Source organism: Arsenicicoccus cauae (assembly GCF_043162025.1).
Classification (GTDB): Bacteria; Actinomycetota; Actinomycetes; order Actinomycetales; family Dermatophilaceae; genus Arsenicicoccus; species Arsenicicoccus cauae.
The window spans coordinates 1,485,136-1,511,239 of sequence record NZ_CP171001.1 but is presented as its reverse complement, the minus strand read 5'-3'; the positions used below and the strand labels follow the sequence as shown (position 1 = coordinate 1,511,239).

22 protein-coding genes, 1 tRNA gene, 1 pseudogene and 2 riboswitches are annotated in these 26,104 nt (G+C 70.5%); of the genes and pseudogenes, 11 read left to right on the top strand and 13 right to left on the bottom strand.

What is annotated here, in order from left to right; genetic code table 11:
* Positions 1-85: 85 nt before the first annotated feature.
* Positions 86-1,147, bottom strand: coding sequence for a glucose-6-phosphate dehydrogenase (coenzyme-F420) (gene fgd, locus ACF3NS_RS07135; protein ID WP_154592321.1), 1,062 nt, complete (start codon positions 1,145-1,147; stop codon positions 86-88).
* A gap of 91 nt (positions 1,148-1,238) precedes the next feature.
* Here fgd and ACF3NS_RS07130 point away from each other — a divergent pair, with 91 nt between their 5' ends.
* The 5 genes from ACF3NS_RS07130 to ACF3NS_RS07110 all read left to right on the top strand — a co-directional run bounded on the left by ACF3NS_RS07130 (position 1,239) and on the right by ACF3NS_RS07110 (position 5,784).
* Positions 1,239-2,213, top strand: coding sequence for a PLP-dependent cysteine synthase family protein (locus tag ACF3NS_RS07130; RefSeq protein ID WP_154592322.1), 975 nt, complete (start codon positions 1,239-1,241; stop codon positions 2,211-2,213).
* 30 nt (positions 2,214-2,243) lie between these two features.
* Positions 2,244-2,708 carry a DoxX family protein gene (locus ACF3NS_RS07125; RefSeq protein WP_392468849.1) on the top strand — a complete coding sequence of 155 codons (465 nt, stop codon included), beginning with the start codon at positions 2,244-2,246 and terminating at the stop codon, positions 2,706-2,708.
* Positions 2,709-2,787: 79 nt separating this feature from the next.
* Entirely contained in the window at positions 2,788-3,294 is a 507-nt protein-coding gene (locus ACF3NS_RS07120) for a YbaK/EbsC family protein (protein ID WP_392468848.1), read from the top strand.
* Positions 3,295-3,415: 121 nt separating this feature from the next.
* Positions 3,416-3,826 (top strand): hypothetical protein, encoded by a 411-nt coding sequence (locus ACF3NS_RS07115; RefSeq protein WP_392468845.1) that lies wholly within the window; start codon positions 3,416-3,418, stop codon positions 3,824-3,826.
* A 176-nt stretch (positions 3,827-4,002) separates the two neighbouring features.
* Entirely contained in the window at positions 4,003-5,784 is a 1,782-nt protein-coding gene (locus ACF3NS_RS07110) for an ABC transporter ATP-binding protein (protein ID WP_392469094.1), read from the top strand.
* Positions 5,785-5,802: 18 nt separating this feature from the next.
* Here the strand turns inward: ACF3NS_RS07110 and ACF3NS_RS07105 are convergent, their stop codons facing one another.
* Together ACF3NS_RS07105 and ACF3NS_RS07100 are read right to left on the bottom strand one after the other, a co-directional pair.
* On the bottom strand, positions 5,803-6,933 hold the full coding sequence (locus ACF3NS_RS07105) for an FGGY-family carbohydrate kinase (protein WP_392468843.1): 1,131 nt from the start codon (positions 6,931-6,933) through the stop codon (positions 5,803-5,805).
* A gap of 29 nt (positions 6,934-6,962) precedes the next feature.
* Positions 6,963-7,538, bottom strand: coding sequence for a nucleotidyltransferase family protein (locus ACF3NS_RS07100; RefSeq protein ID WP_392468840.1), 576 nt, complete (start codon positions 7,536-7,538; stop codon positions 6,963-6,965).
* 130 nt (positions 7,539-7,668) lie between these two features.
* Here ACF3NS_RS07100 and ACF3NS_RS07095 point away from each other — a divergent pair, with 130 nt between their 5' ends.
* The 3 genes and pseudogenes from ACF3NS_RS07095 to ACF3NS_RS07085 form a co-directional block, all read left to right on the top strand.
* Positions 7,669-8,607: an aminoglycoside phosphotransferase family protein gene (locus ACF3NS_RS07095; RefSeq protein ID WP_392468838.1), complete on the top strand. Its 939-nt coding sequence runs from the start codon at positions 7,669-7,671 to the stop codon at positions 8,605-8,607.
* Positions 8,608-9,162: 555 nt separating this feature from the next.
* The gene (locus ACF3NS_RS07090; protein ID WP_392468836.1) at positions 9,163-9,618 is read left to right on the top strand and encodes a GNAT family N-acetyltransferase; all 456 of its coding nucleotides are present in this window, start codon (positions 9,163-9,165) and stop codon (positions 9,616-9,618) included.
* A 114-nt stretch (positions 9,619-9,732) separates the two neighbouring features.
* Positions 9,733-10,095, top strand: a pseudogene (locus ACF3NS_RS07085) (transposase); the annotation flags it as partial.
* Between the two features lie 28 nt (positions 10,096-10,123).
* Here ACF3NS_RS07085 and ACF3NS_RS07080 read toward each other — a convergent pair.
* From ACF3NS_RS07080 to ACF3NS_RS07060, 5 genes are all read right to left on the bottom strand, one after another.
* Positions 10,124-10,196: transfer RNA gene (locus ACF3NS_RS07080), tRNA-Thr, on the bottom strand.
* 264 nt (positions 10,197-10,460) lie between these two features.
* Positions 10,461-11,015 (bottom strand): transglycosylase family protein, encoded by a 555-nt coding sequence (locus ACF3NS_RS07075; protein WP_392468834.1) that lies wholly within the window; start codon positions 11,013-11,015, stop codon positions 10,461-10,463.
* Between the two features lie 9 nt (positions 11,016-11,024).
* Positions 11,025-11,163, bottom strand: a riboswitch (cyclic di-AMP (ydaO/yuaA leader).
* Between the two features lie 433 nt (positions 11,164-11,596).
* Entirely contained in the window at positions 11,597-12,385 is a 789-nt protein-coding gene (locus ACF3NS_RS07070; protein WP_392468832.1) for a transglycosylase family protein, read from the bottom strand.
* Between the two features lie 2 nt (positions 12,386-12,387).
* Positions 12,388-12,577, bottom strand: a riboswitch (cyclic di-AMP (ydaO/yuaA leader).
* A gap of 261 nt (positions 12,578-12,838) precedes the next feature.
* The gene (locus tag ACF3NS_RS07065; protein WP_392468829.1) at positions 12,839-14,605 is read right to left on the bottom strand and encodes a protein kinase; all 1,767 of its coding nucleotides are present in this window, start codon (positions 14,603-14,605) and stop codon (positions 12,839-12,841) included.
* Positions 14,606-14,703: 98 nt separating this feature from the next.
* The gene (locus ACF3NS_RS07060) at positions 14,704-15,132 is read right to left on the bottom strand and encodes a CBS domain-containing protein (RefSeq protein ID WP_154592330.1); all 429 of its coding nucleotides are present in this window, start codon (positions 15,130-15,132) and stop codon (positions 14,704-14,706) included.
* Between the two features lie 180 nt (positions 15,133-15,312).
* On the opposite strand from ACF3NS_RS07060, the gene ACF3NS_RS07055 reads away from it, so the two are divergent.
* The gene (locus tag ACF3NS_RS07055; protein WP_392468826.1) at positions 15,313-16,791 is read left to right on the top strand and encodes a trehalose-6-phosphate synthase; all 1,479 of its coding nucleotides are present in this window, start codon (positions 15,313-15,315) and stop codon (positions 16,789-16,791) included.
* Positions 16,791-17,573: a trehalose-phosphatase gene (gene otsB / locus ACF3NS_RS07050; protein WP_392468823.1), complete on the top strand. Its 783-nt coding sequence runs from the start codon at positions 16,791-16,793 to the stop codon at positions 17,571-17,573. Before ACF3NS_RS07055 ends, otsB begins: the two co-directional genes overlap by 1 nt.
* 64 nt (positions 17,574-17,637) lie before the next feature.
* Here otsB and ACF3NS_RS07045 read toward each other — a convergent pair whose 3' ends face one another.
* The 5 genes from ACF3NS_RS07045 to ACF3NS_RS07025 form a co-directional block, all read right to left on the bottom strand.
* Positions 17,638-18,705, bottom strand: coding sequence for a LacI family DNA-binding transcriptional regulator (locus ACF3NS_RS07045; RefSeq protein ID WP_392468821.1), 1,068 nt, complete (start codon positions 18,703-18,705; stop codon positions 17,638-17,640).
* A 53-nt stretch (positions 18,706-18,758) separates the two neighbouring features.
* Complete coding sequence (locus ACF3NS_RS07040; RefSeq protein WP_392468819.1) at positions 18,759-20,648, bottom strand: glycoside hydrolase family 13 protein; 1,890 nt, start codon at positions 20,646-20,648, stop codon at positions 18,759-18,761.
* Positions 20,645-21,604 (bottom strand): sugar ABC transporter permease, encoded by a 960-nt coding sequence (locus ACF3NS_RS07035; protein WP_392468818.1) that lies wholly within the window; start codon positions 21,602-21,604, stop codon positions 20,645-20,647. Before ACF3NS_RS07035 ends, ACF3NS_RS07040 begins: the two co-directional genes overlap by 4 nt.
* Positions 21,604-23,148 (bottom strand): ABC transporter permease subunit, encoded by a 1,545-nt coding sequence (locus ACF3NS_RS07030; RefSeq protein WP_392468817.1) that lies wholly within the window; start codon positions 23,146-23,148, stop codon positions 21,604-21,606. Before ACF3NS_RS07030 ends, ACF3NS_RS07035 begins: the two co-directional genes overlap by 1 nt.
* A 95-nt stretch (positions 23,149-23,243) precedes the next feature.
* A complete protein-coding gene (locus ACF3NS_RS07025) occupies positions 23,244-24,584 on the bottom strand; it encodes a maltose ABC transporter substrate-binding protein (protein ID WP_154592336.1) in 1,341 nt (446 codons plus the stop codon).
* Positions 24,585-24,886: 302 nt separating this feature from the next.
* Here ACF3NS_RS07025 and ACF3NS_RS07020 point away from each other — a divergent pair, with 302 nt between their 5' ends.
* Positions 24,887-25,960 carry an ABC transporter ATP-binding protein gene (locus ACF3NS_RS07020; RefSeq protein WP_154592337.1) on the top strand — a complete coding sequence of 358 codons (1,074 nt, stop codon included), beginning with the start codon at positions 24,887-24,889 and terminating at the stop codon, positions 25,958-25,960.
* Positions 25,961-26,104: the final 144 nt, after the last annotated feature.

Genomic DNA, 26,104 nt, shown 5'->3' with positions numbered 1-26,104 from the left:
GCGGAGGCGAGCCGAGCACCCCGGGCAGCAGCGCCGACGCAGGGCTGATCGCGGGCAGCCTGACGACCCACGCTGAGCTCCCAGCTCACCTGGCGTCGCCGGCGGGGGCCTGCGACGGCGGCTCGGGCAGCGGAGCGGGCTCCAGCTCGCGCAACGCCGGCAGCACCTGCTCCGCCAGCGACCGCAGGTAGCGCTCCTGGTCGTGACCCGGCCCGTGCAGGACCAGGTGGTCGAAGCCGAGGTCGGTGTAGGACCTGACCTGGTCCACGACCTCCTCCGGCGTCGACGCCACGATCCAGCGCCGGGCCACCTGCTCGATGGGCAGCGCGTCGGCGGCGGCCTCCATCTCGGCCGGGTCGTGCAACGAGTGCTTCTGCTCGGCGGTGAGGGACAGCGGCGCCCAGAACCGGCAGTTCTCCAGCGCCGCAGCTGGATCCGGGTCGTAGGACAGCTTGATCTCGATCATCCGGTCGATGCTCGAGGGGTCGCGCCCCGCCTTGCCCGCACCTTCGACGACGGCGGGGACGAGCTGGTCGGCATACAGCTCGCGCCCCTTGCCGGAGGTGCAGATGAAGCCGTCGCCCTTACGGCCGGCATACCGCGCGACCATCGGCCCCCCGGCAGCGACGTAGACGGGCACGGGAGACTCCGGCCGGTCGTAGACCGTCGCGTCCGTCGTCCGGTAGTAGTCACCCTCGTGGGTCACGCGCTCCTCGGTCCACAGGCGGCGCATGAGCTCGACGGCCTCCCGGAGGCGGGCGAAGCGCTCCTTGAACTCCGGCCAGTCCCCGTGGACCGAGCCGACGGCGATCTCGTTGAGCGCCTCGCCCGTGCCGACGCCGAGCACCAGCCGGCCGGGGTGCAGGCACGCCAGCGTCGCGAACGACTGCGCCACCATCGCCGGGTTGTAGCGGAAGGTCGGGGTCATCACCGAGGTGCCGAGCATGATCCGCTCGGTGCGGGCCGCGACGTGCGCGAGCCACGGGATGCTCGACGGGGCATGCCCGCCGAGGTGCCGCCAGGGCTGGAAGTGGTCCGCGATGAACGCGCTGTCGAGACCGAGCTCCTCGGCCAGCACGGCATAGTCCGCGAGCTCGCGCGGCGCGAACTGCTCCGAGGACGCCTTGTACCCGATGCGCAACGTCATGGTTCGTCTCCTTGGTCGGGGGCTCGGAGTCGTCCGGCGACGCCGTCGACCCGGGACGGTCCACCCTAGGGCCGCGGGCTAGGCTCGGGCCATGACCCTGTCGGCCACGGCCCGTGACGTCGATCGCAGCGACCCCGGGCGGCGGGCCTGGGTCGCCCGGGCGATCCGCGCGGTCCAGGCCGACGCCAACCGCTCCGCCGACACGCACCTGCTGCCCGTGCAGCTGCCGCAGGCCTGGGGCATCGAGCTCTACCTCAAGGACGAGTCCACCCATCCCTCCGGCTCGCTCAAGCACCGACTCGCACGGTCGCTGTTCCTCTACGCCCTGTGCAACGGGTGGGTGGGCCCGGACACCCCGATCATCGAGGCGTCGAGCGGCTCCACGGCCGTCAGCGAGGCGTGGTTCGCGCGGCTGCTGGGGCTGGAGTTCATCGCGGTCATGCCGCGCAGCACCAGCCAGACCAAGATCGACCTCATCGAGCGCAACGGCGGGCGGTGCGAGTTCATCGACGACCCCGCGACGCTGTATCCGACGGCGGTCGAGCTCGCCAGGCGGCTCGGCGGCCACTACATGGACCAGTTCACGTATGCCGAGCGCGCGACCGACTGGCGGGGCAACAACAACATCGCGGAGTCCATCTTCGACCAGCTGCGGCTCGAGCCCCACCCCGCCCCCGCCTGGATCGTCACCGCAGCCGGGACCGGCGGCACCTCCGCGACCATCGGCCGACACCTGCGGTATGGCGGCCACCTGACCCGCCTGTGCGTCACGGACCCCGAGAACTCCGCCTTCTCGATCGCCGGGATCCACGTGCTGCGTTCTCGCACAGGGTTGTTCGCCGGCGGATCGACCGGCACCAACCTCTTTGGCGCGCTGAAGCTGGTGTGCGAGATGCGGGCTCGCGGCGAGCACGGGTCCGTCGTGACGCTGCTGTGCGACGGCGGCGGTCGCTACGCCGACAGCTACTACTCGCGAGACTGGTTGTCGCGCAAGGGACTCGACGTCGACCGGTGGGTCCCGACGTTCGAGCGGGCGTGGGACGAGGGTGTCTGGGTCGAGCCTTGAGCGCGCCGCAGGCGCCGTAGGCTGGCCCGCATGGCCTCGCTCCACCAGACCCCCTTCTCCGACAATCCCGTGCGAGCGGTCCTGCTGCTGGGGTGCCGGATCCTCCTCGGGCTCGTGCTGATCGCCCACGGGTGGCAGAAGCTCACGATCATCGGGATCGACGGGGTCGTGGCGCAGATGGCCCGGTCCGGGGTGCCCGTGCCGACGCTCGCCGCGATCGTCGCCGCGACCATCGAGTTCGTGGGGGGGATCTGCATCCTGCTGGGCCTGTTCACCTGGGTGGCGGGCTCGCTCGTGGCCCTGCTGATGGCGGGCGCCTACGCCTTCGTGCACCGAGGCCACGGCGTGCTCGTCGACAACTGCGGGTGGGAGCTCGTGGCAGCCATCGGGGTCGCGGCGCTGCTGCTGGCGCTCACCAGCCCCGGGGACCTGTCGCTCGACCAGGCTCTCTCGGCACCCCACGGCCGACCCCGCCGCCGCGGTCGCCGCTCCTGAACGCAGCCGGCCCATGCGCCGGATCGCGGGTGGCGGCGGGGGTTGGCGGCATACCGCCTGTCGTGATGGGCTGGGGCGTATGACGACTGCGCCCGACGCCACCTCCTCCTCCGACCTCCCGCGCCGCGCGCAGGACGTGCAGGCCGCCCTCGACGAGGCCGGCGTCGACGGCCGGGTGCGGGTGCTGGCCACGCCCGCGCGGACGGCGAAGGACGCCGCCGAGCTGGTCGGCTGCGAGGTCGGCGCCATCGCCAACTCGCTGGTGATCATGGCCGACGGCGCGCCGATCCTGGCGATGACGAGCGGCGCGCATCGGGTGGACTTCGAGGTGCTGGAGCGCGCGCTCGGCGTGGTCGAGGTGCACATGGCCTCCGCCGACGAGGTGCGTTACGCCACCGGGCAGGTCATCGGTGGCGTGGCGCCGGTGGGGCACCCCGCTCCTCTGCAGACGGTCGTGGACGAGGCGCTGCGGCAGCACGAGCAGCTGTGGGCCGCCGGCGGGACGCCGGACACGTTGTTCCCCCTCACCTTCGACGAGCTCGTCCGCATCACGGGCGGCGAGGTCGTGCAGGTCGCCAACGACTGACGCGGCGTGCACCGCCCGGCCTGGGCGCAGGCTCCTCCAGTCGTCCACGAGCTCCGGAAGCTCCATGCCCGAGCCTCGCACTCGTCCGACGTCCGCGCGCGCGGTGAGGCAGGATGGGCAGATGCTGACGCTGGACCTCGCCCGCCGCCTCGCGGCCGCGGGCGTGCTGTGGGAGCCGCAGCCGGGCGACCGGTTCGCGATCGATGTCGACACGCTCGCCGACCAGACCTACTGGATCAGCGACCTGACGATCGAGCTGCACCACTACGCGGACCAGTCCGTGCTCGGCTTCAACGGGACGACGGAGTGGGCGCTGGACTCGGTCGGGCTCGACCAGACGGTGTGGCTGCCGCGCGAGGACCAGCTGCGCGCGCTGCTGGGTGACCGGCTGCGGTCGGTGCACCGGGAGCCGGGACTCGCTGAGCAAGGGCCCGTATGGCGTGTCCTCACCAACGACGGGCAGCGGGAACGGCATACGACCAACGGCGACCTCGAGTGCGCCTATGCCGAGGCCCTGCTGGACCTCTGCTGACCGCGACGGGAAGAGTCCCGCCGCCGCCGGTGTTGACCTCACGTCCGCTTGATGTCGTCTCGTGGACGCATGAGCACCGTCACCGAGGGAGCCCGTTGAGCACCAGCGTCAGCGCCGCCGCGCGCACCACCATCGCCGGCGACGCGCCGGCCGAGCAGGCGCGCGAGGAGGGCATCGTGGCCTCCCTCGCCCGGATCATCCGGTTCACCGCCGAGCTGCGTCCCTACTACCTGGGGGTGGCGGCCTGCGCGATCGTCACCGCGAGCGCGGGGCTGGCGACGCCGTTCCTCGTCGGGCGGGCCACCGACACCATCGTCGACGCGGTCCGCAGCGGGCGGGGCACCGCCGCCTTCCCGACGCTGGGGCTGCTCACGCTGGCGATCCTCGCGGCGGAGCTGGTCAGCACGGTGGTCTCCAACCTCGGCGGCTACACCGGCGACGTCCTCAGCAACCGGATCCGCGCGATCTTGTCGACGCGCTACCTCGACAAGCTGCTGCGGCTGCCGCAGAGCTGGTTCGACGACGAGATGACCGGCACGATCGTGTCGCGGCTCAACCGCTCGATCACCGAGGTCTCCAACTTCGCGAAGTCGCTCGCCAACACCTTCTTCACCATGCTGATCCAGACGGCGGCGGTGCTCTTGATCAGCGCGATCTACTACTGGCCGCTGGCGGTGCTGCTGGCCGTCGTCTTCCCGACCTATGTCTGGCTCACGGGGCTCACGTCCCGCACGTGGCAGCGGCTCGAGGCCGACAAGAACCATCACGTCGACACGGCGGGCGGCCGGTTCGCCGAGGTCGTGGGGCAGATCCGGGTGGTGCGGTCCTTCACCCGCGAGCGGCACGAGCTCGACACCTTCACCGACCACTTCATGCGCACCGACAGCACCACCAAGGAGCAGTCGCGGCACTGGCACACGATGGACGTGATCCGTCGCGGCGTCCTCAACCTGGCCTTCGCGGCGATGTACCTCCTCATCTTCTGGCGGACCCTGGACGGCGGCTTCTCCGTCGGCCAGATGGTGCTGCTGATCCAGCTGATCGCGATGGCCCGCATGCCCGTCGAGATGATGAGCTGGGTCCTCGACGCCTCGCAGCGCGCAGTGGCGGGGTCGCGCGACTACTTCCGCGTCATGGCGGCGACCGAGGTCGAGCACGTGCAGGAGATGCCGGCGCTGCCCTCCCGTCCCGAGGGCGCCCCGGTGCTGGAGTTCGAGGACGTGCGTTTCGGCTACGGCGACGGTCCCGACGTGCTGCGTGACGTCACCTTCGACATACGGCCCGGTGAGCGGGTCGCCCTGGTCAGCGAGTCCGGCGGCGGCAAGACCACCCTGGTCAACCTGCTGCTAGGCCTCTATCCGCTGCGCGGCGGGCAGATCCGCCTCGACGGCGTCGACATCGCCACGCTCCCCCACGACGAGCTGCGCCGTCGGATCTCCCTGGTCTTCCAGGACCCGTCGCTCTTCTCCGACACCGTCGGCGAGAACATCCGCTACGGCCACCCCACCGCGTCCCAGCACGAGGTCGCGCTGGCGGCCGAGCGCGCCAACGCAAGCGTCTTCATCGGCAAGCTGGACGGCGAGTTCGACGCCATGATCGGCGAGCGCGGCCTCAAGCTCTCCGGTGGCCAGAAGCAGCGCATCTCCGTCGCTCGCGCCATGCTCAAGGACGCCTCCGTGCTGGTCCTCGACGAGGCCACCAGCGCGCTCGACACCCGCTCGGAGCGCGCCGTGCAGGAGGGCCTCGTGCAGCTCATGGCGGGACGCACCTCGCTGATCATCGCCCACCGGCTGTCCACCATCGCGGGCGTCGACCGGATCGTGACGATCAAGGACGGTCGGGTCGACGAGATCGGCTCGCCTGCCCAGCTGGCCACCTCTGGTGGGGTGTATGCCGAGCTGCTCGCCATGCAACGCCGCGGCGAGGACTCCTACCTGAACGCGTACGCCGAGCGCTGACCGGCGGGGCGTCGGCCATCAGCTGGCACCGAGCCCGGCGGCCGCCCGCACCGCCGGCAGCCCGGCGACGAAGCGCTGCAGGTAGCGGTCGTAGCCGGCGACCAGCACCGGGTCGGGCTCGACGGTGCTCGTCTCGGCGCCGACGAAGACCTCCTGCGCGAGGTGCTCGGCGAGCGGGCGCCCCTGGCCGCGCACCCGGTGGTCGGCGAGCAGTGCCATCCCCCATGCGCCGCCCTCGGCGGCGGACTGGCCGACGGTGACGGGCACCTGCAGCGCGGCCGCGAGCGCGGACTGGGCCACCCCGGGGGTGGTGAAGAGGCCGCCGTGGGCGAGCAACCCGTCGATCCGGACCCCTTCTCGCGCCAGCACGTCCATGCCCAGGCGGAGGTTGGCGAAGACGCCGTACAGCTGGGCTCGCACCAGGTTGCCCAGGGTGAGCGCGCTGTCGGGGGTGCGCACCACCAGCGGGCGCCCGTCCTCGACCCGGGTGATGGGTTCGCCGGCGAGGTAGTTGTAGGCGGTGACCCCGCCGGCGTCGGGGGCGGCCGAGGCGGTGGCGGTGAACAGCGCGGAGAAGATCTCGGCGGCCCCGGCGGGCGACCCCACCGCGCGCGCCAGCTCGCCGAACACCCCTGCCCAGGCGTCGATCTCGCTGGCGCCGTTGTTGCAGTGCACCATCGCGACCGGGTCACCGACGGGAGTGGTCACCACGTCGATCTCGGGGTGGGCGGCCGCGAGCGGCTCCTCGAGCACGACCATGGCGAAGATGCTGGTGCCGGCGCTGACGTTGCCGGTGCGCGGGGTGATGGCGTTGGTGGCGACCATGCCGGTGCCGGCGTCCCCCTCGGGCGGGCAGAGCGGGGCGCCTGGCTGCAGCCGGCCGGTGGGGTCGAGCAGCCTCGCGCCGTCCTCGGTCAGGATGCCGGCGTCGGCACCGGCGGTGAGCACGGTGGGCAGCAGGTCGCGCAGCGAGCCGGTCAGGCCGTGCTCGGCGAGCAGCCCGTCGTAGGCGGCCAACCGGTCCGCGTCGTAGTCGCCGTCGAGGATCGGGAACATCCCGCTGGCGTCGCCGATCCCGAGCACCCGTCGGCCGGTCAGGCGGTGGTGCACGTAGCCCGAAAGCGTGGTGAGGTGGGCGACCTGGGGCACGTGCGATGAGCGCGCGCGTCGACGCACTCCTACCAGGGGTCGGCGGCCAGAGAGGGCCATCGCTCTCGGTACTGTGCCACCTTCGTCTCGTAGACATGGCGCGGAGCCAGCCTGCGGTTGGGCCTCATGTGCATTCCGAAGGTGTCGTGGAGGCTGAACGGCGCGTGGATACGCCAACGGTCCCGGTCGCGGGTGACGCCGACAGAACACGTGGTCGCCGCGAACGCGTCGATGGCATCGGTCGCGCTACGAAACGGCGACGCAGGCGTCCCGAACTTTTCCTCGTACCAGAGGTGGACTCGGGCCTCATTGCGGAGCTCGATCTTCGCTCCAAGGCCACCAAACAGCTCAGCCGCTCGTCGGATGACGGCGTCCTCTGCTTCCCAGCTCAGGTCGGTGTCGAAGTAGAACACGTCGTAATCCTTGACGCCGTAGCCCGCAGGGTGGCCCTCGACGTCGTTCCACACGTTCTGGAAGATCGCGCCAGCCGTCAGCCACCACTCCGGCAGGGCGAGTTCAGGCATCCGATCGAGGATCGTTCGACACACCGAATCCGCCAGCACCGCCCGCAACAGCCGGCCGTTCAGACTCTCGCTGTCCTTCATAGTCACGAAGGTGAGCCTCGCAGATACGGCAGTCGTGACGCACGCGCCGCGGCAGATGCGAACGTCGTCGGCGCGCTCTGTTCGAGAAAATCTGATCGACGTCCCGGCGGCTGCGTGAGAGCGTTCCTCCATGTTGTTGACCGACAAGAGCAGCGGTGGGGAGGTCGCACCTGCCGTCGAGCTGGTAGCCGGGTTGGTGCGGGAGCAGGCCCCGTCCTTCGCTGGCCTTCCGATCTCCGTGAGCAATAGTGCAGGCAGCAGCAACTGGGTCTTCCGTTTGGGTGACACCATGGCAGTTCGGCTACCCCGATCGCGCGGATACAGCGCTGACCTCGAAACGGAAGTGGCCTGGCTTCCACGGATAGCGGCCGCAACGACGACGCCCACGCCAGAGCTGGTGCTGAGGGGCGAGCCATCCGCAACGTTCGCGCTTCCATGGGCGATCGTGACGTGGCTTGAGGGCGACCGACCCGGTGACCTCGGACCGGTTGCCCAGCAGGTTCTCGCCACCGATTTGGCGGCTTTCTGCACCGAGCTTCACGGGGTGGACGTCTCCGGTGTCTCTGCCGGTCCACAGCGCTGGGGTTACCGGTGCGACGACCCCGTCACCGAGCAAACCGACGCGTGGGCAGAGAAAGTCGCCGACGGGTTGGCCGACATCTTCGACCCAGCCGCGGTGCGCGAGGCATGGCGGCGAGTGCGAGACGTGCCAGCCCGCACCACTCCGCTGTGCCTCGTGCACACGGACCTGTCCGACGAGAACCTTCTGACACGCCCTGATGGACACCTTGCCGGGGTCATCGACTTCGGCTCCCTCGGCGTGGGCGATCGAGCGGCGGATCTGCTCTACGCGTGGAACCTGTTCGATGCTCCGGCACGAGAGATACTCCGCCAGGCCACGCGCGCCGACGAGGCCACCTGGCTGCGCGCCCGTGCATATGCCTTTGTGGGACCCGGCCTGCTCACCCTCCTCAACTACCGCGACACCATGCCCGGTCGTGCGGCACGCCTGACCCGGCTGGTGCGCTCCATCGCCGCCGAGGTCGGCGTCGACCTGGCAGCACCCTGACAAGACTCAAGCACTCGTTCACCGAGCAGCGCGAAGCGCGGCATGAGGGCGCGCGAGTGACTCTGGCAAAAGTGGTTGCTATTGGTCTCTCGTTCGCCCTTGGATGACGATCATGGAACTCGAGCTCGTCACCCCGTGGCCCGACCAACTGGCGGGCATTGCCCGGACCCTGAGCCGGTGGCAGGCCGACCCGTGGTCGGGGCACCTGCACCCGGGCAACCTCGGCTGGCACTCCTCAGTCGGGGCCGCCCAGATGGCCCACGACCTGCGGGTCTGGAAGCGATCGGGGTGCCCCTGGCCGTGCGAATGCTCGACGGGTCGGATGTGCTCCGATTGGCTGTGGACCCAGCCCACGCCGACGATATCGGGGTGGCTGAATGCATCGCGAATGACCTCGCGTCCCACGCGGCGGACCTGTTTGTTCGCGGGGATGCCATTGTCGAGGCGCGAGGCGCTACCGCCCTGCGGACGGCCCTTGAAGAGGCAGGATGGGTGGATGACGAGCCGGGGACGCCCATGTCACTGCGCTTGACCACCCCAACGGACCTCTCTCGCTTGGACGAGACTGGCCTGCGGGTGTCCGAGGTCGGGCCCGAGGCGGCCGAGGACTGGACCAGCGTCCACTGGTCCTCCTTCAAGGGCACTCCCTACAAGGGCGACGACAAGGCTCGGTTCGCGGCACGCTGGGCACAGATGATGACTGGACCCTTCGCCGACCGCGCGCACAGCCTGATCGCCCACGACGGTGACGACGCACCGGTCGCCGTCACGAGAGTGTGGAGCGCTGGGCCCGGACGACCGGGCCTGGTGGAGCCGATGGGCGTCCACCGGAGCCACCACGGCAAGGGCTACGGAGTGGCCATCACGTTGGCGGGGGCGCGAGCACTCCAAGAGCGCGGCGCCTCGTCGGTAGTCGTCGTCGCCGAAGGCTCCAACCCCGCTGCCCTCGCGACGTACCGATCCGCGGGCTTCTCCGGCTTCGGCGACGTATCAGACCTCAAGCGGCCGTGATCGCACATCCGCAAATCGGCATGACGTGAAGTTGGTCGTCAGCGGTTCACGGCGCGGTTCGTCATGAACCGCCCGGAGTGTCCGGAGACTTCGAACCTTGGGAAGGTTGGAGTCATGCCAGGAGACAGGCACAGGCGGTACCCGTCTGAGTTGAAGGAACGGGCGGTCCGGCATGGTCGCTGAGAACGTCGGGGAGCGTGAGTGGCAGTGGGCGGCGATGACCGGGGTTGCGGAGCTGCTCGGGGTCGGCACCCCGGAGACGGTCCGCAGGTGGGTCCGCCAGGCACAGGTCGACGCGGGCGCCCGGCCAGGGGCCACGAGCGAGGAATCGGCCGAGGTCCGCCGGTTGCAGCGGGAGAACGCCGAGCTCAAGCGCGCGAACTCGATTCTGAAGGCCGCGGCGGCCTTCTTCGGTGCCGAGCTCGACCGGCCTTCCCGGTGATCGTGGACTTCATCCGCGAACACGCCGACCGCCGTTGACACGGCCTGGACCTGCAGGTCACAGAGCTGGAGAAGGGACTCGAACCCTCAACCACCTGTTTACAAGACAGGTGCGCTACCGATTGCGCCACTCCAGCGGGATGACGGGGGCGCGGCCGTGCGGCGGGCTCCGTCATACATGCCGTCCGATCCTAGTCGGCGACGCGTGGCGGGCCCTAAACGGACTCGGGCCGGGGCGGCTGCACACCGCGGCGAGGATGTCTCGCCCTGCCACGTGAGACGGGCGAGACAGCGGTGCACGCGAGCGTGCGCGGGCATGACTGAGGGCCGGCATCCCCCTCAGAGATGATGCCGGCCCTCGATGTCACGAGCTGGGGCAGGGCGTGCGCGACGCCCCGCGATCAGCGGCGGACGTAGACGCGCACGTAGTAGCGCTTGCCCGAGCGGGTGTAGCGCTTCTTGAGGACGTAGCGCTTCTTGGAGACATAGCGCTTCTTCTTGACGACGCGCTTCTTGACGACCTTCTTCTTCACGGCCTTGCGGACCGTGGAGCGGGAGGCCGGAGCGGCGGCGCCACCGCGGGTCAGGCCGGCGCGGCGGGAGCAGACGGGCCAGGCACCCGGGCCCTGGCCGGCGAGGACGCGCTCGGCGATGGCGATCTGCTGGGCCTTGGAGGCGCGGTTGGCGGTGGGGGCGTAGGCGCCGCCACCGTAGCCGAGCCACGTGGAGCGGGTGAACTGCAGACCGCCGTAGAAGCCGTTGCCGGTGGCGATGGACCAGTTGCCGCCGGACTCGCAGGCCGCGACGCGGTCCCAGGTGCCGACAGAGGCGGCGTTGGCGGTGCCGGCGGTGGCGAAACCGCCACCGAGCGCCAGGGCAGCGGTCGTCAGACCGACGGTGGCGATGCGCTTGGAGGCGCGCTTGGGCGCGGCCGAATGACGGGGGGTGTAACGCATGGTGGGGGGAGTTCCTCTCCTGACGACGCCTGTGAAGTGAGCTGTCGGGTTCGGGCGGTCAGGTGCCCGGCCGCTACTGCGGCTTCACCCCAAGACCCGCGGGGCGGGTCGAAGTGGGTCCTCCACTGTCATCCTGCGCCCGGACCAAGTGTGTCCGGCGGGGGTGCCCTCTGGATGACGCTCGGCGTAGGGGGCATGCGCTGCTGAAATTTCGGGGGTATGGAGTTGTGCCCGAGGCGGAGAGTGTCTCTCCGCGACAAGCCGCCGGCCCACGGGGGGCAGCGGCGACGTCGGAGGAGACTCTAGGGCCCGTTATCGGTTTGAGACAAACCACAGGTTCGGCTCAGGCTGCCAACAAGGTTGCTCTCAGTGACGAAGGGCCGCCGGGACAGCCCACTCCGGAGGGAGTTGTCCCGATGTTTCCGCTACGTACCGTACGGATTTGTGGGATACCTCACGTCGCGCCCGGCAGCGTGTCGTTTCGCGTCAGAACCCACACGTTCGGACGCGGACAGCCGTGTGGGGGCCGACCCGTTCCGGGTCGACCCCCACACGTGAGCCGGTGCTCAGAGAGGCGTGGTTCAGCTGGCGGGCGCCATGAGCTTGGCCCAGGTGACCGGGCCGGGGTAGCCGCTCACGTCGGAGCCGGTCCAACCGAGGGACTTCTGGAAGGCGGCGACGGCGGCCTTGTCGGCCGAGGTGAACGTCGGGCCGGCACCGACCTTGTAGAAGCTGCCGAAGCCGTGCGCCTGCAGACGCTTGCCGAGCAGGGTGACCGCGGGGTCCCGGTGGCCCAGCACGAACGCGCCGGCACCGGGGTAGGACGACACGGAGGTCTGCGAGGAGGCGCGCTTGGTCGCACGCTTCGGCGCGGTCTGCTCCGCAACCTTGGTGGAGGTGGAGCGCTTGGTGCTGCGCGGCTCGGAGGACGACACGGCCTTGCGCTCGGTGGAGCGAGAGGCACGAGCCTGGGTGGCCGAGCCGCTGTCGGCACCGCCGCTGCCGCGGGTCAGACCCGCCTTGCGGGAGCAGACGGGCCAGGCGCCGGGGCCCTGGCCGGCCAGGACGCGCTTGGCGACCCGGATCTGCTCGGACTTGGAGGCGCCGGCCGCCGAGCCGCTGCCGCCATAGGCGCGCCAGGTGCTCGGCGCGAACTGCAGGCCACCGTGGTAGCCGTTGCCGGTGCTGATCGACCAGTTGCCGCCGGACTCGCAGGCGGCGACGCGGTCCCACACGCTGTCGTCGGCGTGGGCGGTGCCGGTGGCGGCGATGCCGCCGCCGACGGTGAGGGCCGCGGTGGCGAGGCCCGTCGTGGCCCAGCGGGCGGTGCGACGGGTCGAGGAGATGGCGTGACGAGGTGCGTAGCGCACAGAGATCCTTTCCTGACGACGCCTGTGAAGTGAGCTGTCGGGTTCGGACGGTCAGGTGTCCGGCCGCAGACGCGGCTTCACCCCAAGGCCTGCTCGCGCAGACCGCCACGAGCCGCTCTCGCGAGTCGTGAGTGGGTCCTCCACCAGCACCCCAGGACCCGGACGAGAGGTGGTGTCCGGCGACGATGCCCGTCGGGTGCTGCTCGGCGCAGCGGGCATGTCCTGCATGTGAATTCGGGTCTATCCAGTTGTGCCCCGAGACGGGGGGAGACCCCCCGTGACACACCTCGACCAGCCCCAGGGGGACGTGGGCCGACGGCGCTCGACGACCATAGGCAGGTCCTTGGCCCGATCCCAAACCGAGCCCCCCGCCCCGGCGTGTTTAACCCTCACCTGGTGGATCGACGGCGGCGCTCCTCCACCTCACCTGGACGTCCCGCGGCGACCAGGGCCTCAGAACTGCCAGCCGAGGGTGCGTCCCGTCACCGGGTCCTGCTGCAGCGGCCACCACACCGGCACGCCGTGCCGCAGCAGCGCCCACAGCCCCAGCCCCAGGACCAGGGCCACGAGCAGGGCCGTCACGACCTCTCGGGTGAGCTGGCCCGGCGTCAGGCCGCGCATCAGCATCCGCGAGCCACGCCGCAGCGAGATGCCGCCCGCACCCCACCAGCAGGTCCAGCACCCGACGAGCGCGCCGACAGCGATGGGGACGGCCCCGGTGGGCGCCTGGCGGACGCCGAGCAGGGAGCTGCCGAGGGACACCGCGAACATCACGGCCACGGTCACCAGCAGGCCCAGCAGCCCCGTGGCGATCGTGCTCACCGTCGCGGCCAGCAGCTGGAAGGGGCTGCGCGCCACCGCCACCGCCAGGTCGGTGCCACGCGCCCCGCCCGCCTCGTGGCGTCGCAGCACGGTCGCCGTGACCGAGCGGTCGACCGTGCGGGCGAGGACCGACCAGCCGAGGGCCACGCCGACGGCGATCATCGGCCACGTCGCGGCGAGCGCGGCGACGGCCCCGGTGAGGCCGATCAGCTGGGCCGTGCGGGCCGGCTTGCCGACGCGGGGGTCTCCGACCGGCCCCACCGGCTGCTCGTCCCTGCGGGGCTCCACGCCGTATGCCGGTCCCCCGGCGCCAGGCGGCGTCGCCGCGGCAGCGGGAGGGACGGAGGAGGCGTGGGGACGGATCCGCGCGTAGGGCGCGGCCCCGGCAGCACTCGCGCCGCCACCCGACGGGATCGCGGGCATGACCCGTGTCGATCCCTGGCGGGGACGCTGCTGCCCGACGAGCTCCGTCCGGGCGGCGAGGGGCTCGGTGGGTGGAGCGATCGACTGCGTGACGGCGGGGAGAACCTCGGTGCGCCCGCTCGGACCGGTCGCCAGGTGCGGGGCCTCGCCGTGGGCGAGCTGCTCGAGCGCCGCGAGCACCGTGCCCGCCGAGGGCCGCTGGGCGGGGTCGGGCGCGAGCGCGGCGGCCAGCAGCGGGCGCATGCGAGCGTCCACCCCGGTGAGGTCGTGCTGCCCGGATCGCACGCGGTCGAGGATGACGTCGACCCGCCCGCGACCGAACGGCGGGGCGCCGGTGGCGGCATACGCGAGGGTGGACGCCCAGCCCCACCAGTCCGTGGCCTCGGTGACCGGCGCTCCCGAGAGGACCTCCGGGGACAGGTAGCCCGGCGTCCCCATGACGAGCCCGGTGCTGGTGAGGCGCACGTCGTCGGCGACGTGCGCGATGCCGAAGTCGATGACGACCGGGTCGTCGTCGACGACCAGGACGTTGCCGGGCTTGAGGTCGCGGTGCACCACGCCCGCGGCGTGGATGGCGCCCAGGGCATCGTGCAGCCCGCGCGCCAGGCGCAGCAGCGCCTCGCCGCGGAACGGACCGTGGGTCGTGACGTAGTCGTCCAGCGGCGGGCCCGGCGCGTAGCGCGTCACCATGTAGGGCCGCTCCCCCTCGGGGTCGGCGTCGAGCACCGCCGCGACGCGGGGGTGCTGGACACGCTCCAGGGTCGCGACCTCGCGCGCCAGCCGGGCCCGGGCGTCCGGGTCACCGGCGATGTGCGGGCGCAGCGCCTTGATCGCCACGGCTCGGCCCGCACGGTCCAGGCCGAGATAGACGACACCCATCCCCCCCTCCCCCAGCAGACCGGCCAGGCGATAGGGGCCGAGGGTGTCGTAGGCCGCGGGCAGCCCGGCGGGCGGCGTGGTCGACGACGTGCTCATGCCCTCCACGGTACGTGCTCGCCGTGGGACGTCGCTGGGACCACCGCCGCCCGGAGGGTGACGATCCGGCCACTGCCGGCCGGGCCGGCGCGTGCCGGCTACTGGTTGATGTAGCCGACCAGGTGGTCGCGCTCGTCCTGCAGCTGGCTGATGCGGTGCTTGACCACGTCGCCGATGGTCACGATGGCCGCGAGGCGACCGTCCTCGAGGACCGGGACGTGTCGGATGCGCCGCTCGGTCATGGACCCGGCGAGGTCCTCGATCTCGTCGCCGAAGGAGCAGGTGTGCACCTCGACGGTCATGATCGTGGAGACCGGCTCCTCCAGGACCGCGGCCCCGGACCGGCCGAGGTGCCGCACCACGTCCCGCTCGCTGACGATGCCGGCGACGCTCGAGCCGTCGTTGCTCACGACGACCGCGCCGATGTTGTGGTCGGCGAGCACGCTGAGGAGCTCACCGACGGTGGCCTCCGGTCGCACGGTGACGACGTCGGAGCCCTTGGACCTGACCACGTCGGAGATCTTCATGTCGAGACCCTAGGCCCCCGCCCCCGCGCGCGCCAGAGGTGCCCCCGCCTAGAGTGGCAGTGCGCCGGGTACGTGCAGGACCGGCGGGCCCGTCGGCCCGTCATACGACACCGGCCCGGACGTCAGGATGCCCAGGCGCACCGCGACGACCAGGGCGACACCAGAGGAGCTGATCGCACCATGGCGGACACCGCCGTACGGTACGACTTCGTCATCGCCGCCAACCGCCTCCCCGTGGACCGGGTGGTCGGCGAGGACGGACAGGTCGAGTGGCACCGCAGCCCGGGAGGTCTGGTCACGGCGATGGAGTCCGTGATGAGCGGCCGCGACGGGGTGTGGGTGGGCTGGGCCGGAGAGCCCGGCGAGGCGCCGGAGCCGTTCGACGAGGCCGGCATGCGCCTGCACCCCGTCCCCCTGTCCGAGGACGAGATCGAGGGCTACTACGAGGGATTCTGCAACGACACGCTGTGGCCGATCTACCACGACGTGATCGTGCCCGCCCAGTTCCACCGCAAGTGGTGGAACCAGTACCGCGAGGTCAACGAGCGCTTCGCGAGGACCCTCGCCGAGGTCGCCGAGCAGGGCGCGACCGTGTGGGTGCACGACTACCAGCTGCAGCTCGTGCCGGCCTTCCTGCGGCAGCTGCGGCCCGACCTGCGGATAGGCTGGTTCGACCACATCCCCTTCCCCCCGGTCGAGCTCTTCGGCCAGCTCCCGTGGCGCCAGGGGATCCTCGAGGGGCTGCTGGGGGCGGACTTCCTCGGCTTCCAGCGGCCCGGCGACGCCGAGAACTTCCTGCGGGCCTGCCGCAGATACCTCGGTATGACGGTCAAGGGCGACGTCATCCACGTCGGCAAGGCCACCGGCGGGCACGACGTCCGCGCCGCCGCCGTGCCGATCTCGGTGGACTTCGCGAGCATGGACGAGCTGTCCCGTCGGCCCGAGGTCAAGAAGCGCGCCAAGGAGATTCGCGAGTCCCTGGGCAACCCCAGCGCGCTGCTTCTCGGCATCGACCGGCTCGACTACACCAAGGGGATCCGGCACCGGCTGAAGGCCTACGAGGAGCTGCTCAAGGACGGCTCGCTCGACGGCGCCGACACGACCTTCATCCAGATCGCGACGCCGAGCCGCGAGCGCATCGACGCCTACATCGACCTGCGCGAGCACGTCGAGGGTGCGGTGGGACGGATCAACGGCAACTACTCGGCCATCGGCTCCCCCGCCATGGAGTACCTCCACCAGGGCTACGGGCGCGAGGAGCTCGCCGCGCTCTTCCTCGCCGCCGACGTCATGGTCGTGACGCCGCTGCGCGACGGCATGAACCTCGTGGCCAAGGAGTACATCGCGTGCCGCCACGACAACGGCGGGGCGCTGCTGCTGTCGGAGTTCACCGGCGCCGCCGAGGAGCTGAGGGAAGCCTTCATGGTCAACCCGCACGACATCATCGGCCTCAAGCGCACGATCATGGACGCCATCAACGCCTCCCCCCAGGAGCGCTCGCGGCGCATGCGGGCCCTGCGCCGCCGGGTCCGTCGCCACGACGTGCAGCACTGGGCCCAGGCCTTCCTCGACGCGCTGGAGGCCGCACCCGACAAGCCGTCGCGCCAGGGGCAGCAGACCACGCGCGACGCCGAGCGCCGGTCGGAGCAGGAGGCCTGATGGACGACGCACTGCGGTCGGCGATCGACGAGATCGCCTCGCGCGCAACGATCGTCGTGGCGACGGACTTCGACGGCGTCCTGTCGCCGTTGGTGGAGGACCCCATGGCGGCGCGACCCCTCCCCGGCACGATCGAGGCGCTGCGCGCACTGTCCCGTATGCCGGGAACCACCGTGGCCGCCGTGTCCGGGCGGGACCTCGAGACGCTCGGCTCCCTGACCGGCCTCGCCGACGTCGGCCACGACGAGCGGGTGGTCCTGGTCGGGAGCCACGGCGCGCAGACCTCACGACCCGAGGCCGGCGCCGAGGGCCTGAGCGAGGCGCAGCGCCTCGACCTGCGCTCCCTCGACGAGTCTCTGTCCGCCATCGTCGAGGCCCACCCCGGCACGCGCGTCGAGCGCAAGCCGGCAGCCGTGGTCCTGCACACGCGCGGCGTCGACCAGGCCGTCGCCGACGCGGCCACCGCCGCCACGGTGGCCATGGCGGCCCAGCACTCCAAGGCCCACGTCATGCCGGGCAAGTGCGTGGTGGAGCTGTCGGTCGTGGACAGCGACAAGGGTTCTGCGCTGGTCGATCTCGCGGCGTGGTGCGGCGCTGACGCGGTCTACTACGCCGGGGACGACGTCACGGACGAGCGGGCCTTCGCCCGGCTCGGCGAGGACGACCTGACGGTCAAGGTCGGCGAGGGCGACACCGCGGCCCGGCACCGCGTGGCCTCCCCCGAGGAGGCCGCCGAGGTCTTGGAGGCGTTGGTCGCGGCGCGGGCCCGGCATACGGCCTGAACAGTCCCCACACCCCCTCCCCAAAGGTCGTGCGGGTGTCCTCCACCATCCTTGGAACAGACCCTCACGATCCTGGTGACGGGTGGGCGGCTCGACGGCCCCCGGACGCGCCCCCGGCCGCCGCGGGCGCCGGAGCGGTGGAGGCGCGGACCACGAGCTCGGGCTGAAAGAGGTACTCCGTGCGCGGCACGGGGTTGCCGGAGATCTCGTCGAGCAGGGACCGCACGGCCGCCTCCCCCATCGCGACCACGGCCTGGTGCACGGTGGTGAGCGGCGGGTTGGTGAACGCCATGAGCGCGGAGTCGTCGTAGCCGATCACCGACACGTCCTCGGGCACGCGCAGCCCCCGGGCCCGCGCCGCGCGGATCGCCCCCAGCGCCATCAGGTCCGAGCCGCACACGATCGCCGTGCAGCCCTTGCCGATCAGCCGGGTCGCCGCGGACGCGCCGCCCTCGACGCTGAACAACGTGGTCTCGATGAGGGAGTCGACGTCGGTGCGCCCCAGCTGACGCGCCATCACCGCCCGGTAGCCCTCGATCTTGCGGATCACCGGGACGTACCGCTCCGGGCCCACGGCGAGGCCGATCTCGGTGTGCCCCAGCTGGATCAGGTGCGTCAGCGACAGCTCCATGGACGCCACGTCGTCGTTGGACAGGAACGGCGCGTCGATCCCCGGGTAGTAGCCGTTGACCAGGACGAGGGGCAGCCCCGCGTCGCGCAGCCGTTGGTAGCGGTCGGGGCTCGTCGTCGTGTCGGCGTGCTGACCGCTCACCACGATCATCCCGGCGACGCCGCGGTCGAGCAGCATGTCGGTGTAGTCGTCCTCGTGCATCCCGCCCGGTGTCTGCGTGCACAGGACGGGGGTGTAGCCGTGCACCGCGAGCGCGGACTCGATGATCTGCGCGAGCACGGGAAAGATCGGGTTGTCGAGCTCGGGGACGATCAGCCCGACCAGCCCCGCGGTCTTGCGCCGCAGCTGCAGCGGCCGCTCGTAGCCGAGCACGTCCAGCGCCGTGAGGACCGACTGCCGCGTGGCTTCCGCGACGTTCGGCTTGTTGTTGAGGACACGGCTGACCGTCGCCTCGCTCACCTTGGCGTGAGCCGCGATGTCCACCAGGCGTGGTGGTCGCATGTGATCTCCTTCGACGACGGTCCGGGATGGGGTGCTGATGCTGCCGGGCGGGCTCACCAGGGGGCCCGGGGCGCCCCTGGCCACACCCACACCGACGCGCCGGCACCGTCCGCCGAGAGTCTGATCGCGTCCTCCTGCCGGTCCAGGCCTGGTCCGTATGCCGACACCGCCGACTCGACGCCGCGAAGGTGCCGCGTCGAGATCCGGATCGGCGCGTGCGCGCTCCTGGCGACGTGCACGAGTGCCGTCTGGTCAGGGTGCTCACGCAGGTAGGTCAAGGAGTCGTCGTCGGCGTGCACCCACCGCAGGCCACCGCGTCGCAGCGCGACGTTGTCACGGCGTGCGCGCACCAGCGCGCGGTAGGCCTCGAAGATCGTAGTGTCCCAGCGGGACTCGTCCCACGGCATCGGACGTCGACCATCCTCGCCGGAGTCCCCCTGCATCCCGACCTCGTCGCCGTAGGTGATCATCGGGATGCCGGGCATCGTCAGGAGCAGGCCCGCCCCGGCAACCACGAGCCGCGGGTCGTCCCCGACCAGGGTCCGGACGCGCGTGGTGTCGTGGCTGCCCAGCAGGGTGAAGGAGTGGGCGCGGACGCTCCACGGGGACTGGGCCATGAAGTCCTCCACCGTCTCGAGGAAGGCCTCGCCCCCGAGTCGGGGCACCCTGAGCGGGGATCCGAGGAACTTGGGAGCGAATCCCTTGTCCCGCAACCAGGTCCACGCAGGCCTCGTGAACCCTGCGTAGTTCATCGCACCGTGCCAGCCGTCCCCACGGATGTCGGTGCTGAAGTCGTGGGTGTGCTCGCCGACCAGCAGTGATCCTGGTGCTACCTCGTCCATGACGCGGCGCATCTCGCGGGCCACGGCGCGGTTGTGGTCCTGGGCGCCGTGCCGGCCGGTCATGTTGGCGACGTCGACCCGCCACCCGTCCAGGGCGTGGGGCTCGGCCAGCCAGCGCCGCACGACGCCCGTCTCGGAGGTGAGCACGCGGTCCCACAGCTCCTCGCAGTCGTAGTTGAGCTTGGGCAACGAGGGGACACCGAGCCAGGAGACGTAGCCGCCGTCCTCGTCCCACAGGTAGAAGCCGCGCTCCGGCGAGTCGGGCCTCGCCACGGCCGTCTCGAACCACTCGTGCCGGGCGCCGGTGTGGTTGGTCGTGAAGTCGCCGACCACCTTGAGACCTCGCCGATGGGCCTCGTCGGTCAGCCGCGCCAAGGCCTCGTCGCCACCGAGCAAGGGGTCCACCCTGTCGAAGGTGTCGGCGTCGTACCGGTGGTTGGACCGCCCCGGGAAGAACGGGGTCAGGTAGAGGACGTCCGCCCCGAGCCGCTCGAGGTGGTCCAGGTGCTCACGTATGCCGTCGAGGTCCCCGCCGTAGAGCTGGTCACCGATGACGCGGCGGTCCCGCGTCACCGGCTCGTCCCAGGCGGCCGGGATCGCCCACGGCGGCGCCGGTCGCTCGTCGGCCGCGGCCGACCGCGCGAAACGGTCCGGAAAGACCTGGTAGACGACGGCGTCCAGCGCCCATGGCGGCGGTGGGGCGTCGGAGGCGACCAGGCGGAAGTCGGCGGCATCCGGGACGTCCCGGTCGTGCAGCCCGGTCCCGTTGAGCCACCGGTAGGCTGCGGGCCCACCGGAGAGCAGGAAGCGGTACCCCGTGACGGGGTTGTGCACGACCACGTCGGCCTGCCACCAGTCCTCGTGCTCGTCCTCCCGCACGAGAGCGGCCTCGGCGTAGTGGACCTCGGCGTCCGGGGTGGTTCGCACGTGCACCGCCGTGACGGAGCTGGGCGCGCCGGGCCCCCTCGGCACGCGGAGGCGGACCTGGACGGTCTGCCCCAGCGTCGGAGCCTGGGTCGACACGTACGACGGGGAGCCGTCGTGGTGGGGCTGGTCGAGCAGCCCCACCACGACCGGGTTGTCCGGGAGGGTGCCGGTCACTTCACCGAGCCCTGGGTGAGACCACCGACGAGCTGCTTCTGGAAGAGCGCGTACAACACCATCACCGGGAGCGAGCACAGCAGGGAGCCGGCGGCGAAGAACCCGAACTTCTCGTTGGCGTCCCTGCCCTTGGACAGGGCGCGGAGCCCGACCGCGAGGGTCTGGTTGTCCACGTCCGTGAGAAAGACGCTGGCGAGCATGAACTCGCCGAAGAGCCCGACGAAGGTGATCATGAACACCGTCACGAGGATCGGCATCGCCAGCCGGAGGATCATCGTGAAGAACACGCGAGCGTGGCTCGCGCCGTCCACGATCGCCGCCTCGTCCATCTCCTTGGGGACCGTGTCGAAGTACCCCTTGAGGAGCCACACGTTGCCCATCGCCCCGCCGAGGTAGGCCAGGATCAGGCCCCACGAGGTGTTGAGCCCGAACTCCGGCATCACGTCGGAGATCTTGGCGAAGGTGATGTACATCGCGACCAGACCGAGGGTGGCCGGGAACAGCTGCAGGAGCAGCAGCGCGAGCATGCCCTCCCGACGCCCGCGGAAGCGCATCCGCGAGAAGGCGTAGGACGCGCACGCCGAGATGAAGGTGCACAGGAACGCACCCACGACGCAGATCACGACCGAGTTCTTGAACCAGCTCCAGTAGGGGCGGCTCGGGTCCTGGCCGAGGGCCGTGAAGTTCTCCAACGAGAAGTGACGCGGGATCAGGTCGGAGGAGGCCAGCTGGCCCGAGGGGTTGAGGGCCGCGGAGACGAGGAACAGGATCGGGAACAACGCCCAGGCGAGGGCGAGGACGCCGAGCACGTGCCGCCACCACTGGGACCCGCCCTCGGCACCGCCGGACCGCGGCTTGGTCAGCTGCTGCTCCTCCGCAGGGAGAGTGGTCGCGACCGGCCCACGGACGTCTCCGACGCCGGCCGCGCTGTTGGTTCCGGGGTTCAGCTGGCTCATCACTGCACCTCTTCCAGGGACTTGGTGGCGCGGAACCCAGGCAGTGCCTGGATCGCCACGAGCGCGAAGATGACCACGGCCACGGCGGACGCGAGCCCGAAGTTGGGGGCCGCGCCCGAGAATGCCAGGCGGTAGGCGTAGGTCACGAGCAGATCGGTGCTGCCCATGCCTGCGCTGCCACCCTCGAACGGCCCGCCCTCGGTGAGCAGGTAGATGAGGGTGAAGTTGTTGAAGTTGAAGCCGTACGACGCGATGAGCAGTGGTCCCACGGCGACCATCAGCAGCGGCATGGTGATCCGCGTGAGCGTCTGGAAGGACCCGGCTCCGTCGATCTTGGCCGCCTCCTTGACATCGCTCGGGATCGACTGCAGCGCACCGGTGCACAGCAGGAACATGTAGGGGAAGCCCAACCACAGGTTGGTGATCAGGATGGCGACCTTGGCCCAGAACCCGTTACCCAGCCAGTCGACGTCGAGGCCGGTCAGGGTGTTGATGAGCCCGTAGTCCTGGTTGAACATGCCCCGCCACAGCAGCGCGGTCACGAAAACCGGGATCGCGTACGGCAGGATCAGCAGGGTGCGGTAGACCGCCTTGCCCTTGAGGTTGGGCGAGTTGAACAGCAGGGCGATCAGCATCCCGAGGATGAACGTCGAGATGACCGTGCCCGCCGCGAAGACGACGTTCCAGACGAACATCTTGAGGAACCCGGACCGCATCGTGGAGTCGCTGAAGATCGTGGCGTAGTTCTTGGTGCCGACGTTCTCCTGCCAGCCCTGCGAGAACGACTGGCCGGAGCCGTCGGTCGCGACGTACTTGCTGTCCTGGGGCTTGTAGGTGAGCTTGCTCTTGGTGTCCGTCAGCGTGTCGGAGGCGGCGTCGTAGGTGATCGTCGCCCGGCCCTCGTAGGCCGCCGAGAGACCCTGCATCTTGATCCCGCTGCCGTCCTTGCTGGGCACGGCGAGCTGGCCGAGGTCCTTGGAGCGCGCGTTGGCCTGCTTGCCCGTGAGCACGGTGTAGCCCCCGGCCTTGGTGATCCTGCCCAGCGCCGACTTCTCGACGTCGGCGTCGGCCAGGTCCGTCAGTCCGTTCGCGTCGCCGACGAAGCTCTTGCCCTGGGGGTCGGTCAGCAGGAGGGACAGGGCGCCCGTCGCCGGGTCCGTGCCCTCCTTCACCGCCACGCTGGCCTTGTATCGGGTCGAGCCGGGCACCACCTGGACCGAGTTGGCGACGATCTGCTTGACCGCCTCGTCCTTGGTGCCGAGGTGTCCGTCCCCGTAGTTGGTGAAGGACACCATGATCGTGAAGATGATGGGCCAGATCTGCAGCGCGAGCAGGCACAGGAATCCGGGCAGCAGGTACTTCATGGGCACCGCGCGGCGGGTCGCGTAGACCGCGAGGATGCACAGGCCGACGAAGGCCACCGTGCTCACGCCGAGCCACATGCCCTGGGCCGACATGCGCGTCGCGATCCAGAAGACGAGCGCCATCGCCAGGGCGATGCCACCCCACTTCAGGACCAGCGCGGGGGCCGAGGTCCGAGACATAGGAGGGTCCTAACCAGTACGTCGTTGTAGCGGGGGTGGTGCAGGTATGCCGGCTCGCGGGGCGCGAGCCGGCATACCTGTCATGCGGGACTCGGTCAGCCCTTGGCGATGTTGGTGGCGATCTCCTTGGCAGCGGCGTCCAGGCGAGCCTTCGGCTGAGCCTTGCCGGAGATGATGTCGGCCGTGGCGAGTCCGAAGGGCTCCCACACGGCGTTCATGGCGGGGATGTTGGGCATCGGAGAGCCGTTCTTGCCGGCCTCGAACCACGCCTTGATGTCCGGGTTGGCCGCGGAGACCTCGTCGTAGGCCTCCTTGAGGGCCGGCGGACGCTGCCCCGCCTCGAACAGCGCCAGCTGCACGTCCTTGCGCGGCACGTAGTTCGTCACGAACTCCTGCGCCATCTGGGCGTTCTTGGCCTTGGAGGAGACGTAGAACATCTGGACGCCGGTGAAGGGCTTCATCTCGCTGCCGCCCTCGAGCGACGGCAGGTTGGAGATCGCGTACTTGATGCCGGCCTTCTTGGCGGGGGCGACCGACCAGGGGCCGGTGATCATGAAGGGCACCTTGCCGGTGTCGAACAGCTGGTCCATGTTGGTGTCGTCGACGTTGGTCGACAGGACCTTCTGCTGGCCCAGCTTGGCGAGGACCTCGCCACCCTTGACGGAGCCGGCACTGTTGACCAGGACCTGCTTGGGGTCGTAGTCGCCGTTGGCGCCCTTGCCAAAGATGCCGCCGCCCTCGAAGGCCGACAGGTAGGGGTAGGAGTAGTAGGCGTTGCCCTTCTTGCCGACGAACTGGATGAGGGGCTGCGTCGCCTTGCCGGCCTTGACCAGCTCCTGACCCTTGGCGACGAGCTCGTCCATCGTCTTGGGCGCGTCGGGCGCGAGGGCGGTGTTGCGCAGCAGACCGATGTTCTCGATGGCGTAGGGGACGCCGTAGATCTGGTTGTTGAACTTGGTGCCCGCCATGGCCTCGGGCAGGAACTTCTCCTGCGTGGCCTGGTCGAGCTGGATCGGGCTCACGGTGCCGTTCTGGACGAGCTCGCCAGCCCAGTCGTGGGCGCCGACGACGACGTCCGGGCCCTTGCCGACCTTGGTGGCGTCCTTGAACTGCGTGCGGGTCTCGGTGGCGATCTGGACGGCGACCTTGATGCCGTTCTCCTCGCCGAAGGCCTGGGCGTACTTGGTGACGGCGGGCGCACGGTCGGCGTCAGACCAGATCACCAGGTCGGCGTTGGCGTCGCGCGCCGCGTCCTTGGTGCTCATCGTGGTCGGCGCGGCAGCGGTGGCACCGGCGCTGGACGAGGCAGAGGCAGAGGCGGAACCAGCTGACGTGGTGCTGGACGACGTGGTGGTCGCGCCACCACCGCCGCAGGCGGTCATGAGCAGAGCAGAGGCACCGACGACGGCGACGGGCCCGAATGCACGCTTGTGCATGTCATCTCCCTTGATGTTGGTCTCACGCGGACTGCGCGTTGGCAAGATTTTGCAGCATGCCCTCCAACTTTGCAAGAAGTTGCAAACTCTGGGCGCTTGCACGTTCCTCAACCGTTGCAGCGCCCCGGCCTCGGCGAGGTATCGGTCGACAGCGTTGCAACATGTTGCATACTGGCCGGAGCGACAACGACGTCCGCCAGCTCATCGGCAACGCCGGATCGCCTCCTGGAGCCTATCGGCACCAGGACCACCTTTACGACGGATCGTCCGGCACGTTCCTGCCGGTGAAGGAAAGGCAGACCATGGCAACGGTCAAGTACGACAACGCAACCCGCCTCTACCCGGGCAACGACAAGCCCAGCGTGGACCGGCTCAACATCGACATCGAGGACGGCGAGTTCCTCGTCCTCGTCGGCCCGTCCGGCTGCGGCAAGTCCACCTCGCTGCGCATGCTCGCCGGCCTCGAGGAGGTCAACGGCGGCAAGATCTGGATCGGTGACCGCGACGTCACCAACCTGTCCCCCAAGGACCGCGACGTGGCCATGGTCTTCCAGAACTACGCGCTCTACCCCCACATGAGCGTCGCCGACAACATGGGCTTCGCGCTCAAGATCGCCGGCGTCGACAAGGGCGAGATCCGCAAGCGCGTCGAGGAGGCCGCCAAGATCCTCGACCTCGAGCAGTACCTCGAGCGCAAGCCCAAGGCTCTCTCGGGTGGTCAGCGTCAGCGCGTCGCCATGGGCCGCGCGATCGTCCGCAACCCCCAGGTCTTCCTCATGGACGAGCCGCTGTCCAACCTCGACGCCAAGCTCCGCGTCCAGACCCGCACGCAGATCGCGTCGCTGCAGCGTCGCCTCGGCGTCACCACCGTCTACGTCACCCACGACCAGGTCGAGGCCATGACGATGGGTGACCGCGTCGCGGTCCTCAAGGACGGCATCCTGCAGCAGTGCGACTCCCCGCGCCGCATGTACGACCACCCGGACAACGTCTTCGTCGCCGGCTTCATCGGCTCGCCCGCCATGAACATCATGGAGGTGCCGGTCACCGACGGCGGCGTCCGGCTCGGCCACCACACGACGCCGGTCCCGCGCGACGCCCTCAACGACGCCGGCCGCAAGGTGATCATGGGCGTCCGTCCCGAGGACCTCGAGCTGTCGAGCGAGGGCCTGCCCGTCACGGTCGACGTCGTCGAGGAGCTCGGCGCCGACGCCTACGTCTACGGCTCCACCGACGACGCCCACGGCTCCGGCCAGATCATCGCGCGCGTCGACGGCCGCCGTCCCCCGATGAAGGGCGAGCAGGTCTTCTTCGCCCCCAAGGCGGACCACATCCACCTGTTCGACAGCGACTCCGGCCTCCGCCTCAACGACTGACCTGCCTCAGGCCGGTCGGCCGGTCTCGGCGGATCACCGACGACAGCGGCGGTCACCCCCACGTGGGGTGACCGCCGCTTCGTCATACCCCACCGCCACGGCACGGCTCCGCGGCGAGGCTCGTCTCGCCCGCCAAGACCGGGC

What these genes read in the sequence shown, in the direction of transcription:
- ACF3NS_RS07120 (WP_392468848.1), top strand. Translation starts at nt 2,788, where the DNA reads ATGACGACTGCGCCCGACGCCACCTCCTCCTCCGACCTCCCGCGCCGC.
- ACF3NS_RS07075 (WP_392468834.1), bottom strand. Translation starts at nt 11,015, where the DNA reads ATGCGTTACACCCCCCGTCATTCGGCCGCGCCCAAGCGCGCCTCCAAG.
- ACF3NS_RS07035 (WP_392468818.1), bottom strand. Translation starts at nt 21,604, where the DNA reads ATGAGCCAGCTGAACCCCGGAACCAACAGCGCGGCCGGCGTCGGAGAC.
- otsB (WP_392468823.1), top strand. Translation starts at nt 16,791, where the DNA reads ATGGACGACGCACTGCGGTCGGCGATCGACGAGATCGCCTCGCGCGCA.
- ACF3NS_RS07125 (WP_392468849.1), top strand. Translation starts at nt 2,244, where the DNA reads ATGGCCTCGCTCCACCAGACCCCCTTCTCCGACAATCCCGTGCGAGCG.
- ACF3NS_RS07020 (WP_154592337.1), top strand. Translation starts at nt 24,887, where the DNA reads ATGGCAACGGTCAAGTACGACAACGCAACCCGCCTCTACCCGGGCAAC.
- ACF3NS_RS07065 (WP_392468829.1), bottom strand. Translation starts at nt 14,605, where the DNA reads ATGAGCACGTCGTCGACCACGCCGCCCGCCGGGCTGCCCGCGGCCTAC.
- ACF3NS_RS07060 (WP_154592330.1), bottom strand. Translation starts at nt 15,132, where the DNA reads ATGAAGATCTCCGACGTGGTCAGGTCCAAGGGCTCCGACGTCGTCACC.
- ACF3NS_RS07115 (WP_392468845.1), top strand. Translation starts at nt 3,416, where the DNA reads ATGCTGACGCTGGACCTCGCCCGCCGCCTCGCGGCCGCGGGCGTGCTG.
- ACF3NS_RS07100 (WP_392468840.1), bottom strand. Translation starts at nt 7,538, where the DNA reads ATGAAGGACAGCGAGAGTCTGAACGGCCGGCTGTTGCGGGCGGTGCTG.
- ACF3NS_RS07030 (WP_392468817.1), bottom strand. Translation starts at nt 23,148, where the DNA reads ATGTCTCGGACCTCGGCCCCCGCGCTGGTCCTGAAGTGGGGTGGCATC.
- ACF3NS_RS07025 (WP_154592336.1), bottom strand. Translation starts at nt 24,584, where the DNA reads ATGCACAAGCGTGCATTCGGGCCCGTCGCCGTCGTCGGTGCCTCTGCT.
- ACF3NS_RS07045 (WP_392468821.1), bottom strand. Translation starts at nt 18,705, where the DNA reads ATGCGACCACCACGCCTGGTGGACATCGCGGCTCACGCCAAGGTGAGC.
- fgd (WP_154592321.1), bottom strand. Translation starts at nt 1,147, where the DNA reads ATGACGTTGCGCATCGGGTACAAGGCGTCCTCGGAGCAGTTCGCGCCG.
- ACF3NS_RS07055 (WP_392468826.1), top strand. Translation starts at nt 15,313, where the DNA reads ATGGCGGACACCGCCGTACGGTACGACTTCGTCATCGCCGCCAACCGC.
- ACF3NS_RS07095 (WP_392468838.1), top strand. Translation starts at nt 7,669, where the DNA reads ATGTTGTTGACCGACAAGAGCAGCGGTGGGGAGGTCGCACCTGCCGTC.
- ACF3NS_RS07130 (WP_154592322.1), top strand. Translation starts at nt 1,239, where the DNA reads ATGACCCTGTCGGCCACGGCCCGTGACGTCGATCGCAGCGACCCCGGG.